Origin of the sequence: Streptomyces sp. WMMC940 (assembly GCF_027460265.1) — a bacterium.
GTDB lineage: Bacteria > Actinomycetota > Actinomycetes > Streptomycetales > Streptomycetaceae > Streptomyces.
In genome coordinates this window covers 6,764,566-6,778,290 of record NZ_JAPZBC010000001.1, presented here as the reverse complement: position 1 = coordinate 6,778,290, position 13,725 = coordinate 6,764,566, and the positions used below count along the sequence as shown (strand labels likewise).

Here is a 13,725-nt window from a genome sequence, read left to right as displayed (position 1 = left end):
TGCGGTCCCCGCGATGTGGTGCACACTGCGGCGAATGAGCCCCCTTGCGTGGATCGCCCTGACTTCCCTGGCCGCGTGGCTGTGGCTGCTGCTGGGGCAGGGCTTCTTCTGGCGTACGGACCAGCGGCTGCCCCGGCGGACGGCGCCGGCGCGTTGGCCCTCGGTGGTGATCGTCGTGCCGGCCAGGGACGAGGCCGGTGTGCTGCCGGAGAGCCTGCCGTCGCTGCTGCGGCAGACCTACCCGGGCAGGGCGGCGGTGGTGCTCGTCGACGACGGCAGTACGGACGGCACGGGCGAGCTGGCCCGCAAGCTGGGCGAGCAGTACGACGGGTTGCCGCTGACGGTGACCTCTCCGGGCGACCCGGAGCCGGGGTGGACGGGCAAGCTGTGGGCACTGCGGCACGGCGTCGCCCTGGCCCGCACCCTCCGGCCCGACTACCTGCTGCTCACCGACGCGGACATCGCGCACGAGCCGGACAGTCTGAGCGAACTGGTCGCGGCCGCGAACGCGAACGGCCTGGACATGGTGTCGCAGATGGCCCGCCTGCGGGTGGCGACCGGCTGGGAACGCCTGGTCGTGCCGGCCTTCGTGTATTTCTTCGCCCAGCTCTACCCCTTCAGCTGGATCAACCGTGAGCCCGCCCGTGCCACGGCCGCGGCGGGCGGATGTGTGCTGCTGCGCACGGAGACCGCCGAGCGCGCGGGGATCCCGGAGTCGGTGCGACAGGCGGTGATCGACGACGTCGCCGTGGCACGGGCGGTGCGCCGGGCCGGCGGACGGATCTGGCTGGGGCTCGCCGAGCGGGTGGACAGCGTCCGCCCCTATCCACGGCTCGCGGATCTGTGGCGGATGGTGTCCCGGAGCGCCTACGCCCAGCTGCGCCACAGTCCGCTGCTGCTCGCGGGCACGGTCACGGGACTCGCGGTCGTCTATCTGGCGCCGCCCGTCGCGGTGTGCGCCGCGGCGCTCCCGGGGGTACCGGGGTCCGCCGTGGCCGGCTGGGCGGGACTCGTGGCGTGGGCGGTGATGGCGGCGACGTACGTCCCGGTGCTCCGCTACTACCGACAGACGCTGTGGCTCGCCCCGACGCTGCCCTTCACCGCTCTGCTCTATCTGCTGATGACGGTGGACTCGGCCGTGCAGCACCACCGGGGGCGGGGCGCGGCCTGGAAGGGACGTACGTACTCCCGCCCCGAGGCCGCACCCGACCGTTGACGCCCGGCGTGGGTCACTTCCTGCCCGGTGTCCAGTTCATGCCCCAGCCGTAGGCGTAGTCGATGGTGCGCTGGGGGCTCACTCCGCGTTCCGGCACCAGGTAGCGGGCCTCCCGCTGGACGACGAGGTCGCCGCCCTGGTTGGTGATCAGGGCGAGGGCGCAGACGGTGGACGGCACGGTGCACTCGTCGAGCGAGAAGTCGACGGGGGCGCCGTGCTGCGGCTGGAGGGTGACGGTGGCGTGCAGATCGGCGAAGCTGCGCGCGCCCTCGTAGACGGTGACGAAGATGACCACGCGGCGGAGCTTGTCCCGGTGGTCGAGGTTGATGGTGAGGTTCTCGCCGGCGGCCACCGCGCCGGTGCGGTCGTCGCCGTCGAGGTGGATGTAAGGGGGCTGGTGGAGGGCGCCGAAGGCGTTCCCGAGGGCCTGGACGACTCCCTTGCGGCCGTCGGTGAGTTCGAAGAGCGCGCACAGGTCGAGATCGAGATCGGCGTGCATGGCCACGGCCCGGCCGAGCTTGGCGCCCCAGCCCGTGAACTGCTTGCGCACCTCCCAGTTGAGGTTGACCCGCATGACACCGGACGTGCCGCCCTGCTTGCCGAGCGAGACGGTCGGAGACTCCTTGGTCAGGGTGACCTTGGTGAGGCGTACGGGCGCGGGCGGCGCGGTGACGGGTGCCGGGGTGTGCGCCGGTGCCACCGGCGTGGGAGGCGCCACGGGCGCCGCCTGCCGGGGTTCGTCGACGGTGATGCCGAAGTCGGTGGCGAGGCCCTCCAGTCCGCTGTCGTACCCCTGCCCCACGGCCCGGAACTTCCAGGCGCCCTGGCGCCGGTAGAGCTCGCCGAGGATGAAGGCCGTCTCGACCGTCGCGTCCTGGCTCTCGTAGCGCGCGATCTCGGTGCCCGCCGCGGCGTCCACGATCCGTACGTACAGCCCCGGCACCTGCCCGAAGCCGCCTCCGTCGGCGGAGGCGGCGAGCACGATCCGCTCCACGGAGGGCTCGACGCGCCCCAGGTCGACCGTGAGCCGGTCGGTCGTGGCACCGCCGGAGGCGTGCTTGCCCTCGTGGCGCACCGCGCCCGAGGCGTGGGTCGGCTGGTTGTAGAAGACGAAGTCCGCGTCGGAGCGGACCTTTCCCGATCCGGAGTCGAGCAGCAGTGCCGACGCGTCCACGTCCGGGACCCCCGTTCCCGAACTCCAGCCCAACTCGACCCGAACGTTCAGTGCGGGTACCGGAACATTCGCTCCTTTGAGCATGGACATCCTCGCCCCCATCGCGGTCCTCGTGCCCGGAGAAGTGTGTGCGGACAAGGTAGCCGCGGTGCCGTCCGTGCACCCCCCGCGACCCGTGGGTAACCCCTTCCCAGCTTGCCCTTTACACGATCTAGTCGCCGCCGGACGACCGTTTTTCCCAGATTCGCTCGGATTAGGGAATCCCAGTCACAAGTAACACGTCAAACAACCCTCTTATCGGGCTCCCCAACCAGCACATCGTGGGCTTAACTTATGTGCCATGACCTCCCCCCGCTCCACCTACGGTGGCGGTTACTACTCCGCGCCGTCGTTCCCCGACACCCCGATCTACGACTCCCTGGTCGCTGAGCGGGGCACGCCTCAGATCGCACCGATCCGAGTGCCTTCCGCGTACGACACCGGCAACAGCTACCTGCCGGCGCTGCCCGCGGCCCTCCCCGCCCTCCCGGCGGCCCCTTCCCAGCCCGGTCCGGCCTACGGCTACCCCCAGCCCATGCCGCAGCCGGTCCCGCTGCAGCAGGCGGCGGCCCCGTACATCCCCCAACAGCCCGCCGGTCCGCGCGGCTACCCGGGAGGCCAGCCGCAGCCGATGGTCCGCCCGATGGCGGGCGGCTACGAGGCGATGCGGCCGGCAGCGGCGCCGAGGCCGATACCCACGCCCGCACCGTACGACGATCCGTACAACCGGCCGTACCAGGGCGGCGGCTACTGACACCGGTCCGACCGTCGTGACCGGCGGAAGGTGCGGAGCACCTGGCAGGATGGCCGTATGGCGACACCCGTGCTCCGCTCCCTCCACGTCCATCCGGTCAAGTCCGTCGCCGGGTACGCGCCGGCCGAGGCCGCCGTGGAGCCCTGGGGACTCGCGGGCGACCGGCGGTGGATGCTGGTCGACGCGGTGGGCCGGGCGGTCACCCAACGCCAGCAGCCGCGTCTGGCGTTGGCCGCCGCCGCGCCCCTCGCGGACGGCGCCGTCCGGCTGACCGCACCGGGTGCCGCACCGCTGACCGTGGCGGTGCCCGAGCCGTCCGGCACCGCCGCCGTGGAGATGTTCGGGGAGAAGGTGGAGGCGGTGCCCGCGGGTGCCGCCTCCGACCGGTGGTTCAGCTCGTACCTGGGCGCACCGGTCCGGCTGGTGCATCTCGACGACCCCGCGTACCGCCGCCCGATCGACCCGGACTACGCGCTGCCCGGCGAGACGGTGTCCTTCGCCGACGGCTTCCCGCTGCTCCTCGTCTCCGTCGCCTCGCTCGACGCGCTCAACTCGCTGATCGCCCAGGGCGACCACGCGGACGAGGGCCCGTTGCCCGTGAACCGCTTCCGTCCCAATCTCGTCGTGGACGGCACGGCCCCGTGGGCCGAGGACCACTGGCGGCGGATCGCGGTCGGCGAAGTGTCCTTCCGGGTGGCCAAGACGTGCGGTCGCTGTGTCGTGACGACCACCGACCAGGCCACGGCCGAGCGCGGCAAGGAACCGCTGCGCACCCTCGCCCGGCACCGCCGCTTCGGGGACCGGCTGGTCTTCGGCCAGAACCTGGTGCCCGAGCACACCGGCACCGTCCACGTAGGCGACCCGGTGCGCGTCCTCGCCTGATCCGCCCGGCCGAACCCGCGTACACGCCCTCGCCAGGGCGCACCGCGGCGGAACCGGACTCGGCGGTGGACCACCGCATACGCGGGCCGGTGGTCGCCGAGTTGACGGCGCCGGACGGTACCGGGCGCAGCGGCAGGGTGACCACAGCCGTCCCGACGACCGGTCCCGGCGACACCATCCGGACTCGGACGGACCGGCGGGGCGACCCGTGACCCGCCCGGCGGACGCGGACACCGCGCGGGACCGCTCCGTGCGGGCCGGGCATCGGTGCGGCCACCGCGGCGGCGGGACTCGTGGAGGCCGCCCCGCGGCCGGTCGTACGGCGACTGGTGCAGCGGCGGTAGGCGGCGCTCGACCGCGAGTGGGCGAGAGACGGTCCCGACCCGGGCCGCACGGGCGCGGGCAGCTGACCGGTCAACCCCTGGTTCCCGCGCACGCTACGGTGGTGCGACGCGCGGCACGGGCGCGACCGACGCACGAGGTGGGGGCAGAGCAGCACCATGGCACAGGGCACGGTCCAGGTGACGCACACCGGCACATCGCGGTGGCGGCGCCGCACGGGTGAGTACGCCTCCCTCGCCGCGGCCCTGGAGGCGGCGGCCGACGGCGACATCCTCACCGTCTCTCCCGGCACGTACCGGGAGAACCTCGTACTGCGGCGTGCCGTGACCCTGCGCGGGACGGACGGATCGGCGGGCTCGGTGCGCATCGCGCCCTCCGACGGGGTGCCGCTGACGGTGCGCGCGTCGGCGACCGTACAGGACCTGCACGTCGAGGGGCAGGACGCCACGGCGCCCGCGCTGCTCGTCGAGGACGGGGCCCCCGAGCTTGCGGATCTGCGGATCGTGACGCGCTCGGCGGCGGGCATCGAGGTCCGCGGGGCGGCCCGGCCGACGGTCCGGAGGTGCACGGTGGACAATCCGGCCGGCGTCGGGATCGGCGTACTGGACGGCGCGGGCGGGGTGTTCGAGGAGTGCGAGGTCGTCGCCGCCGGGCAGTCCGGGGTGTCGGTACGTGGCGGCGCGCACCCGCGGCTGGAGCGTTGCCGGGTGCACCACGCCTCCGGCACCGGGCTGAGCGTCACCGGCGAGGGCAGCTCGCTGGAGGCGGTCGGCTGCGAGGTCTACGAGGTCAAGGGCGCGGGCATGCAGGTCACGTCGCGGGCGACGGCCCATCTGACGGACTCGCGGGTGCACCGCACCTCCTCCGACGGCATCACGCTCGACACCGACGCGGTGCTCACCCTCGCCGACTGCGACATCCATGACGTACCGGAGAACGCGGTGGACCTCAGGTCGCGTTCGGTGCTCACGCTCACCCGCTCCACGGTGCGGCGGTTCGGCCGCAACGGCCTCTCGGTGTGGGACCCGGGGACCCGCGTCGACGCCAACCAGTGCGAGATCCACGACAGCACGGGCGACTACCCGGCGGTGTGGGTCAGCGACGGCGCGACCGCGGTGCTCGAGTCCTGCCGCGTGCACGACGTCCCGGACGCCCTGTTCGTCCTGGATCGGGGTTCGCGTGCCGACGTGGTCGACAGCGATCTGACGCAGGTGCGGAACACGGCCGTGTCCGTCAGCGACGGGGCCACCGCCCAGCTCGACGACTGCCGTGTCCGGGAGGCCTCCACCGGGGCCTGGTTCCGCGACCACGGCAGCGGCGGCACGCTCAGCAACTGCACCATCGACGGCGCCCAGACGGGCGTCATCGTCACCAAGGGCGCGGACCCGTCGATCGAACGGTGCACGGTCACCTCGCCGGCCGAGGCCGGGTTCTACGTCTCCGCCGAGGGTCGCGGCACCTTCGACGGCTGCCGGGTCTCGGGCAGCGGAGGCTACGGCTTCCACGTGATGGACGGCTGCCGTACGACCCTGACGCGCTGCCGCACGGAGCGGTGCGCCCGCGGCGGATACGAGTACCCCGAGGACGGGACGGCCGTGGAGGACTGCACCAGCGACGAGAGCGGTGTGCGCTCGGCTCCGCCCGTGACGGCCCCGGCAGTGGCCACCGTCGCCCGGACCCCCGGGCTGCTGCCCGTGATCCCCGGCCAGCGGACCGCCGAACCCGAGCCCGCCGCCCCGGCGACCGCGCCCGCGACCCCGACGGCGGCCAGGTCGTCCGACGCCGTGCTGGGGGAACTGGACGCCCTGGTCGGCCTGGAGAGCGTCAAGCGCGAGGTACGGACGCTCACGAACATGATCGAGGTGGGCCGGCGCCGCCAGGAGGCGGGCCTCAAGGCCGCGTCGGTCCGCCGCCATCTGGTGTTCACCGGCTCCCCCGGCACCGGCAAGACGACCGTGGCGCGGCTGTACGGCGAGATCCTGGCGTCCCTCGGGGTGCTGGAGCGCGGCCATCTCGTCGAGGTGTCCCGGGTCGACCTGGTGGGCGAGCACATCGGATCCACCGCCATCCGCACCCAGGAGGCCTTCGAACGGGCCCGCGGCGGGGTGCTGTTCATCGACGAGGCGTATGCCCTCTCCCCGGAGGACTCCGGCCGGGACTTCGGCCGGGAGGCCATCGACACGCTGGTGAAGCTGATGGAGGACCACCGGGACGCCGTGGTCGTGATCGTCGCCGGGTACACCGCCGAGATGGAGCGGTTCCTCTCGGTCAACCCCGGTGTGGCGTCCCGCTTCTCACGGACCATCACCTTCAGCGACTACCTCCCCGTCGAACTGCTGCGCATCGTGGAGCAGCAGGCCGAGGAGCACGAGTACCGGCTGGCCGAGGGCACGGCCGAGGCCCTGCGGAAGTACTTCAGGGCACTGCCGAAGGGCCCGGCGTTCGGCAACGGACGGACCGCGCGCCAGACCTTCGAGTCGATGGTCGAACGGCACGCGGGCCGGGTCGCCGAGCTCACCGAGCCGAGCACGGACGACCTGACGCTGCTCTACCCCGAGGACCTGCCCGAACTGCCCTGAGCCCGCGCCGCCCCGTCGCGCTGACGGGGCAGCGCGGGCGGCAGCCGTTCCAGCAGTGCCCGGCGTTCCTCGGCGAACGCCGGGTCGGCCTGGTAGTCGGAGTGGCCGAGAACGGGTTCCGGCAGGGGATGGGTGTCCGTGCGCCCGTACACCACGGGGTCCCTGAGTGCCTCCCGGTCGACCTCGGGCTTGCCGTCCTCGGCGGGGAGCAGGACCGGGCCGCCGATCGGGTCGGTGTGCCGCCACAGGTTGCGCCAGCAGTGCAGTTCCCGGTGGAGCCCGCGCAGCTGCACCGCACCGAAGTAGGCGGGGAACCAGCGGCCGTAGAGCCGTTCCAGCGGTGAGCCGTAGGTGAGCAGGGCGACGCGCCGGCGGGTGGCCGGGGTGAGCTGCCAGACCGCGGCGGCGGCCAGCACGCTGCCCTGCGAATGGCCGGAGATCACCAGCCGTCCCCCGGTGGCCGACGTCCACGACGCCATGCGCCAGGTGAGGTCGGGAACGGCCCGCTCGGCGTAGCAGGGCGGTGCGAAGGGGTGGGCGGCGCGCGGCCAGAACGTGCCGACGTCCCAGAGGATGCCGATGGTGCGGCGGGCGGAGGCGTCCCGGTAGGCACGCCTGCCCCAGGTGACGAAGAGGATGAAGAGCAGTCCGATCAACCAGGAGCCGAGGGCCTGCGCGACGTCGGCCGCCGCCTCGACGACCGGGTGGGCCCGGTCGAAGGCTTCGCCCGGGACCTCCGCGCTGACCCACGCCCCGGCGACGGCGCTCGCACCGAGCAGCAGCGTCGCGACGCACACGATGCCGAGGACGGCGGGCGCGGCGTCGGTGAGACCCGCCCGGGCGCGGGTGCCCGCGATCCGGCGGGTGCGCACATGGTCGGGCCGCTCGTCCGGATAGTCCTGTTCGACGCGGTCCTCGAGGGCCCGCGCCGTCCGCCAGGTCCGCATGCCGAGGACGCAGAGCGGCACCAGCAGCAGGAGCAGCAGGACGGGGATGACGGACGCCTGCCAGCTCAGCAGCACCGGCGGCCCCGGGATCGCCCCCTCCCCCTCCCCGGGGGTGCCCGACCCGTCGAGCCAGTCGGCGACCCGCTGGGCGACGCCGCCGGTCATCACGCCCCCGAGCGCGCAGGCGAGCAGGGCGACCGCGGGACCGCCCAGACCCCGCAGGGCGGCGCGGCCGTGGCGGGCGCGGCGGTGCAGTAGATGCGCGGCGACGGCGAGTACGACGACGAGCGCCCCCTGGGCGAGGGCGATGACGCGGAAGGCGACCTCACCGGGGAGCGTTCCGTGGGACGCCCAGCCGGGGCGTGACCAGGACCCGTACACCATCGCGACGGCGAGCAGGACGAGGGAGGCGCAGGGCAGCCAGCGGACGACGGCGCGGTCGATCCGGTCGTCGACGACCTCCTCACTGCGTCCGCGGCGGATGACGACGGCGACGACGAAGACGCCGGCGAGGACCAGTACCGCCTCGAGGACCGAGCCGGATACCTCCAGGGCGCGGACGCCCGCGCTCCGGTCGTGGCGCGCGGCGGCGCCGGTCACGGCTGCCGCGATGACCAGGAACCCGGCGGCGGTGTGCGCCGCGCGCAGCCGGGCGACCAGCCGGCGGCCGTACCAGAACCCCGGCCGGCCGAGCGCGGGCCGGACGGTCCGCGCGGTGAGGGCGGGGCCCTCGCCGTTCCCGGTCCCGGGAGAGCCGCCGCCGGCCTCCGGGCGCGGGCGGAGCCGGCCGGCCTCGGGGCCGGAGGCGTCGTGACCGCTCGCCGTGGCCCCGGAGTCCTCGCCCTGTGGGCGAGCGGAGGCAGCGGTGGGCAGTGGCGTGGCGGTGGGGTTCGGCGGACGCTGGGCCTCGTAGGCGCTCCAGGTGCGGTTGGACAGGTACCACAGCAGGCCCACCAGGGCGACCGGCAGCAGGGCGGCGAGGGAGAGCCGGCGGCCGGGCTGGGACCACCAGCCGTCGTTGGAGGCGGAGAGGAAACCGATCCAGGAACCGTCCCGGGAGCAACGGGCGGAGCCGGCGCACTGCCACGCCGTCAGGTCGAGGGCGACCTCGCAGGCCGCCGCGGTGAACAGCACCGTCAGGCTGAGCGCGACGAGCCGGACGAGCATCCCGTACAACCGTAAGGTCCGGGCCGCGCCCGTGGTGGCGGGCCGCATCCAGTGGGCCAGGTTGACGACCATGAACGGCAGGAGGAGCAGCCACAGGGCCCTGGCCCCGTTGCCGGAGGTGAGATTGGACCAGCAGTACGCCTCGGGGATCGGCCCGTCGCGATCGCGGTCGGGGCGGTGCTCGGCGTCGGAGTCGTCGGTACGACGGTACACGGCGGCCGTGGCGTCGCCGGTGACCCGGACCGTGCGGGGATCGCCGAGCATGTCCTGCGGGGTGGCTCCACCGACGCCGTGGACCAGCAGTTCCAGTGCGGCTCCGCCGGGCTGCGGCGCGGGGTCCGGGGTGGCAGGGGACACTTCTGCGGCTCGCTCTCTGCCGGCGGGATCACGGCGGTGGGAGGATCTGCGGCGCGACCAGGATCCCGGAACACGGAGCAGCGCCGCGTGCCCTCCACCGATTCTTCCCGCCTCCGGGGCGAAGCCACCGTGGGAGGATGAGGATCCTCGGTGAACGGCGGACCCGGCGAAAGCGGGCTCGGCAGCGAACCCGACCGTGAAACGGAAGGACCGGCCCCGGCGGTGAGCGACAATCAGAACCTCCTGGCGGAGCAGCGTCGTGCTGTGATCCTCGACGAGGTGCGGCGGCGCGGCGGTGTGCGGGTCAACGAACTCACCCACCGGCTGAACGTCTCCGACATGACCGTGCGCCGCGACCTGGACGCCCTCGCCCGGCAAGGCGTCCTGGAGAAGGTGCACGGGGGTGCGGTGCCGGTCGCCCAGGCGAGCGCGCACGAACCCGGTTTCGAGGCCAAGTCGTCCTTGGAGCTCCGAGCCAAGGAGGACATCGCCCGCGCCGCGGCGGAGATGGTCGTCCCGGGGAGCGCCGTCGCCCTCTCGGGCGGCACGACGACATACGCGCTGGCCCACCACCTCCTCGACGTCGCCCGTCTGACGGTCGTGACCAATTCGGTGCGGGTGGCCGATGTGTTCCACACGGCCCAGCGGTCGGGCGGGACCTCCGGGCCGCCTCCGGGCGCCCCCACGGTGGTCCTCACGGGAGGAGTGCGCACCCCTTCGGACTCGCTGGTGGGTCCGGTCGCCGATCAGGCGATCCGCTCCCTCCACTTCGACGTGCTGTTCCTGGGGGTCCACGGCATCTCGGTGGAGGCCGGGCTGTCGACGCCCAATCTGGCGGAGGCCGAGACCAACCGTCGGCTGGTCCGCTCGGCCCGCCGGGTGGTGGTCGTCGCGGACCACACCAAGTGGGGCACGGTCGGACTGAGTTCGTTCGCCCGGCTGGACGAGGTGGACACGCTGGTCACGGACTCGGGGCTGCCGGAGAGGGCACGCGAGGAGATCGCCGAGCACCTGCCGAAACTGGTGGTCGCCGGTGGACCCGACGAGCCGTGGAAGCAGCCGGAGCGGCAGGGGCAGCCGGAATGACGGTCTTCCGGGTGGTGCGTGCCACGCCACTGCCGGCCGGGGAGGCATGGCGGCGGCTCACCGACTGGCCCGCACATGCCGCGCAGGTGCCCCTGACGCGGATCTCCGTGGTGACGGAAGGCCCGAGCGGCGAGGGCACCCTGTTCGTGGCCCGTACGGGCGTGGGCCGGGCGCACTTCGACGATCCGATGGAAATCGTGCGCTGGGAGCCGCCGGCGGCCGGACGGCCCGGGCACTGCCGGCTGGAGAAGCGCGGCCGGGTCGTACTGGGCTGGGCGGAGATCGAGGTCCGGGAGTCCCCGGCCGGGTCGGTGGTGACCTGGACGGAGGAGCTGCGGGTACGGGGCCTGCCGGCTGCGGCGGGCCCGCTACTGGCCCGGGCGGGGCAGCGGGTCTTCGGCCGCGCGGTGGGCGGTCTGCTGGACCGTGGCCCGGATCCGCCGGAACGGTGACCGTCTGACGGGTCGCCGGTCGTCGTGTGCGGGCCCGCCAGGCCGCCCCGCCCCGTTCCCCGTTCCCCCGTCCGCTGTCCACCGTTCTTCCCGTCCGTCGTTCGCCCGCTTGCCCCTCTGCCGTCCACCGCTCTTCCCGTCCGTCGTTCGCCCGCTTGCCCCTCTGCCGTCCACCGCTCTTCCCGTCCGTCGTTCGCCCGCTTCCGGTCTCCCTGGATGCCCGGTCGCCTCGCCCTCGTCCCCTTCGACCACTCCTGCGCTGCTGTCCCCGGAGGTACCGTTCATGGTTCACCGACTCAGGCCCGTGGAACTGGACTTCGCCGAGTCCGCACCCGTCCGGCTGGTCTTCACGGGGGAGGTGCGGGCCGACCCCCAGGCCGTGTACCGCGCGCTCGCGGAGGACGTCGAGGGCTGGCCAGGCTGGTTCAGGGCCGTCACATCCGCCCGGCCGACCCAGGGCGGACGGGGCCGGGAGGTCCGGCTGCGCGGCGGTACGCGCTTCCGCGAGACGATCATGAGCAGGGAGCCCGGTGAGCGCTACGCGTACCGCATCGACGAGACCAACGCCCCGGGCATGCGGGCGATGCTCGAGGAGTGGCGGCTCGCTCCCGCCGGCTCCGGAACCCGGGTGCGGTGGACGATGGCGGTCGACGGCACCGCTCCGCTGCGTCTCCTGACGGGGCTCGCAAAACCGGCCGTGGGCCGCGCCTTCCGTGATGCGGTGCGCAACCTGGACCGGCGGCTCACCTCGCCCGCGGCGTGACCGGCTGACGCCGGGAGACCGCGCGGCGCGGAGGCCCGTCCGTGCCGCCGGGCCGCGGAGCCGGCGTCCGCGCCGCCGCGCCGGTGCTCCGCGGAGCTGACGGACCGCCGTCCGGCGAAGGGCCCCACTCGGCCGAGCCCCATCAGCCGGGCCGCAGCCGGTCGTCTCCCGGGCAGCCGCCTCCGGGTGAGACGCCTCAGGGGTCAGCCGGGCCAGACGCCGGAGTCCAGGAACTCCTCGATGGCGGCGGTGTACGGGGCGATGTCGAGACCCTGCCCGGCCAGCCAGTCGTCGGAGTAGTACTTGTCCAGGTAGCGGTCGCCGGGGTCGCAGATCAGGGTCACGACACTCCCCTGCTCACCCGCCGCCACCATCTCCGCGACGATCTTCAGCGCGCTCCACAGTCCCGTGCCGGTGGAGCCGCCGGCCTTGCGGCCGATGGCCTTCTCCAGTGCCCGCACGGCGGCGACGGTCGCCGCGTCGGGCACCTTCATCATCCGGTCGACGGCTCCGGGCACGAAGCTCGGCTCCATGCGGGGCCGTCCGATGCCCTCGATACGTGATCCGCAGTCACTCGTGGCCAGCGCGTCGCCCCGGGTCCAGCCGTCGAAGAAGCAGGAGTTCTCCGGGTCGGGGACGCAGACCCGGGTGTCGTACTGCATGTAGTGGACGTAGCGGGCGATGGTCGCCGAGGTGCCGCCGGTACCGGCGGTGGCCACGATCCACGCGGGCTCCGGGTAGCGCTCCAACTTCAGCTGCTGGTAGATCGATTCGGCGATGTTGTTGTTGCCGCGCCAGTCGGTCGCCCGCTCGGCGTAGGTGAACTGGTCCATGTAGTGCCCGCCGGTACGGGCGGCGAGGGTCGCGGACTCCTCGTACATCTTGCGCGAGTCGTCCACGAAGTGGCACCGGCCTCCGTGGAATTCGATGAGACGGCACTTCTCCGCACTGGTGGTGCGAGGCATCACGGCGATGAAGGGCACGCCGATCAGCTTGGCGAAGTACGCCTCGGAGACGGCGGTCGAACCGCTCGACGCCTCGATGACCGGCTTGCCCGGCCGGATCCAGCCGTTGCACAGCCCGTACAGGAAGAGCGATCGCGCCAGCCGGTGCTTGAGGCTCCCCGTCGGGTGGGTGGACTCGTCCTTGAGGTAGAGATCGATGCCCCACGACTCGGGCAGCGGGAAGCGCAGCAGATGGGTGTCGGCCGAGCGGTTGGCATCGGCCTGCACCTTCCGTACGGCTTCTTTGAGCCAGGCCCGGTACTCGGGATCGCTGCGGTCCACATCGACGGTGGCCATTGCCTCGTAAGTGGTCATGCGCCCCGCTCCTCACTCTCAGACCGACGCTTCCCACTGTCCACGATAAGCCCCTCACCTGCACAAACGTTGCCTTTGGGGTTCCATAGGGGTTGCTTGTGGAAGCGGCGTGGAGGCGCTCTGGTGCCTGTCCGGGTGCCTGTGCAGACTGAGGTGCAGGAACGGGCGCGAAGGGGGCGGCCATGTCGGATGCGGAGTTCACGGCAGCCATGTCGGAGCCGGAGTTCAGCGCCACGGGTGTGCGGATCGAGCGCTGGCCGCGGTCGCTCACGACGGCCGGTCAGGTCCTGGTCGAGGGCGGCACACTCGCCCTGCTGACGAGTTACGGACGGGTCATCGACAGCGCGCCCGTGCAGGCGGTCAGGGTGGGCAGGCCCTGGTTCGCGGGAAGCGGCGACAGCGCGGTCGCCACGGTCAACGGCACCCGCTACCGGCTGACGCTGAGCGGCGCCCAGCGGGGACTCGGCGACGAGGCGCTGACCGGCCGCCTCCTGGAGGTGCTCCGCAAGGCCGGGAGCGGACCCGGCTGAGCCGCCGAACCGTCCCCCACCTGCGCCGCGTGTGCGCGGAGTTGCGGAGGCGTCACGCCGGGTTCACTCTTGATTCATCACTCAGGGTTCACCGGCGGTGACACTGCGATCCAGTCCC

The 13,725-nt window shown here is 73.2% G+C and carries 11 protein-coding genes; 8 read left to right on the top strand and 3 right to left on the bottom strand.

Going from position 1 to position 13,725, the window contains the following annotated elements; genetic code table 11:
* Positions 1-34 precede the first annotated feature (34 nt).
* Positions 35-1,216: a glycosyltransferase gene (locus O7595_RS29970; protein WP_269731699.1), complete on the top strand. Its 1,182-nt coding sequence runs from the start codon at positions 35-37 to the stop codon at positions 1,214-1,216.
* A gap of 13 nt (positions 1,217-1,229) precedes the next feature.
* Here O7595_RS29970 and O7595_RS29965 read toward each other — a convergent pair whose 3' ends face one another.
* Positions 1,230-2,492 (bottom strand): TerD family protein, encoded by a 1,263-nt coding sequence (locus tag O7595_RS29965; protein ID WP_269731698.1) that lies wholly within the window; start codon positions 2,490-2,492, stop codon positions 1,230-1,232.
* A gap of 238 nt (positions 2,493-2,730) precedes the next feature.
* Between O7595_RS29965 and O7595_RS29960 the strand changes: the two genes are divergently transcribed.
* The 3 genes from O7595_RS29960 to O7595_RS29950 all read left to right on the top strand — a co-directional run bounded on the left by O7595_RS29960 (position 2,731) and on the right by O7595_RS29950 (position 6,986).
* On the top strand, positions 2,731-3,183 hold the full coding sequence (locus O7595_RS29960) for a DUF6643 family protein (RefSeq protein ID WP_269731697.1): 453 nt from the start codon (positions 2,731-2,733) through the stop codon (positions 3,181-3,183).
* A gap of 57 nt (positions 3,184-3,240) precedes the next feature.
* A complete protein-coding gene (locus tag O7595_RS29955; protein WP_269731696.1) occupies positions 3,241-4,065 on the top strand; it encodes an MOSC domain-containing protein in 825 nt (274 codons plus the stop codon).
* A 500-nt stretch (positions 4,066-4,565) separates the two neighbouring features.
* The gene (locus tag O7595_RS29950) at positions 4,566-6,986 is read left to right on the top strand and encodes a right-handed parallel beta-helix repeat-containing protein (protein WP_269731695.1); all 2,421 of its coding nucleotides are present in this window, start codon (positions 4,566-4,568) and stop codon (positions 6,984-6,986) included.
* Here the strand turns inward: O7595_RS29950 and O7595_RS29945 are convergent.
* The gene (locus tag O7595_RS29945) at positions 6,956-9,457 is read right to left on the bottom strand and encodes a hypothetical protein (protein WP_269731694.1); all 2,502 of its coding nucleotides are present in this window, start codon (positions 9,455-9,457) and stop codon (positions 6,956-6,958) included. The two genes, O7595_RS29950 and O7595_RS29945, sit on opposite strands and share 31 nt — an antisense overlap.
* Before the next feature lie 222 nt (positions 9,458-9,679).
* On the opposite strand from O7595_RS29945, the gene O7595_RS29940 reads away from it, so the two are divergent.
* From O7595_RS29940 to O7595_RS29930, 3 genes are all read left to right on the top strand, one after another.
* Positions 9,680-10,543 (top strand): DeoR/GlpR family DNA-binding transcription regulator, encoded by an 864-nt coding sequence (locus O7595_RS29940; RefSeq protein ID WP_269731693.1) that lies wholly within the window; start codon positions 9,680-9,682, stop codon positions 10,541-10,543.
* Entirely contained in the window at positions 10,540-10,995 is a 456-nt protein-coding gene (locus O7595_RS29935) for an SRPBCC family protein (RefSeq protein WP_269731692.1), read from the top strand. Before O7595_RS29940 ends, O7595_RS29935 begins: the two co-directional genes overlap by 4 nt.
* A 283-nt stretch (positions 10,996-11,278) precedes the next feature.
* Complete coding sequence (locus O7595_RS29930; protein WP_269731691.1) at positions 11,279-11,758, top strand: SRPBCC family protein; 480 nt, start codon at positions 11,279-11,281, stop codon at positions 11,756-11,758.
* Between the two features lie 203 nt (positions 11,759-11,961).
* Here the strand turns inward: O7595_RS29930 and O7595_RS29925 are convergent, their stop codons facing one another.
* Positions 11,962-13,077 carry a PLP-dependent cysteine synthase family protein gene (locus tag O7595_RS29925; protein WP_269731690.1) on the bottom strand — a complete coding sequence of 372 codons (1,116 nt, stop codon included), beginning with the start codon at positions 13,075-13,077 and terminating at the stop codon, positions 11,962-11,964.
* Between the two features lie 182 nt (positions 13,078-13,259).
* Here O7595_RS29925 and O7595_RS29920 point away from each other — a divergent pair, with 182 nt between their 5' ends.
* Positions 13,260-13,607 carry a hypothetical protein gene (locus O7595_RS29920; RefSeq protein ID WP_269731689.1) on the top strand — a complete coding sequence of 116 codons (348 nt, stop codon included), beginning with the start codon at positions 13,260-13,262 and terminating at the stop codon, positions 13,605-13,607.
* The last annotated feature ends 118 nt before the right edge of the window (positions 13,608-13,725 follow it).

What these genes read in the sequence shown, in the direction of transcription:
- O7595_RS29970 (WP_269731699.1), top strand. Translation starts at nt 35, where the DNA reads ATGAGCCCCCTTGCGTGGATCGCCCTGACTTCCCTGGCCGCGTGGCTG.
- O7595_RS29965 (WP_269731698.1), bottom strand. Translation starts at nt 2,492, where the DNA reads ATGGGGGCGAGGATGTCCATGCTCAAAGGAGCGAATGTTCCGGTACCC.
- O7595_RS29960 (WP_269731697.1), top strand. Translation starts at nt 2,731, where the DNA reads ATGACCTCCCCCCGCTCCACCTACGGTGGCGGTTACTACTCCGCGCCG.
- O7595_RS29955 (WP_269731696.1), top strand. Translation starts at nt 3,241, where the DNA reads ATGGCGACACCCGTGCTCCGCTCCCTCCACGTCCATCCGGTCAAGTCC.
- O7595_RS29950 (WP_269731695.1), top strand. Translation starts at nt 4,566, where the DNA reads ATGGCACAGGGCACGGTCCAGGTGACGCACACCGGCACATCGCGGTGG.
- O7595_RS29935 (WP_269731692.1), top strand. Translation starts at nt 10,540, where the DNA reads ATGACGGTCTTCCGGGTGGTGCGTGCCACGCCACTGCCGGCCGGGGAG.
- O7595_RS29930 (WP_269731691.1), top strand. Translation starts at nt 11,279, where the DNA reads ATGGTTCACCGACTCAGGCCCGTGGAACTGGACTTCGCCGAGTCCGCA.
- O7595_RS29925 (WP_269731690.1), bottom strand. Translation starts at nt 13,077, where the DNA reads ATGACCACTTACGAGGCAATGGCCACCGTCGATGTGGACCGCAGCGAT.
- O7595_RS29920 (WP_269731689.1), top strand. Translation starts at nt 13,260, where the DNA reads ATGTCGGATGCGGAGTTCACGGCAGCCATGTCGGAGCCGGAGTTCAGC.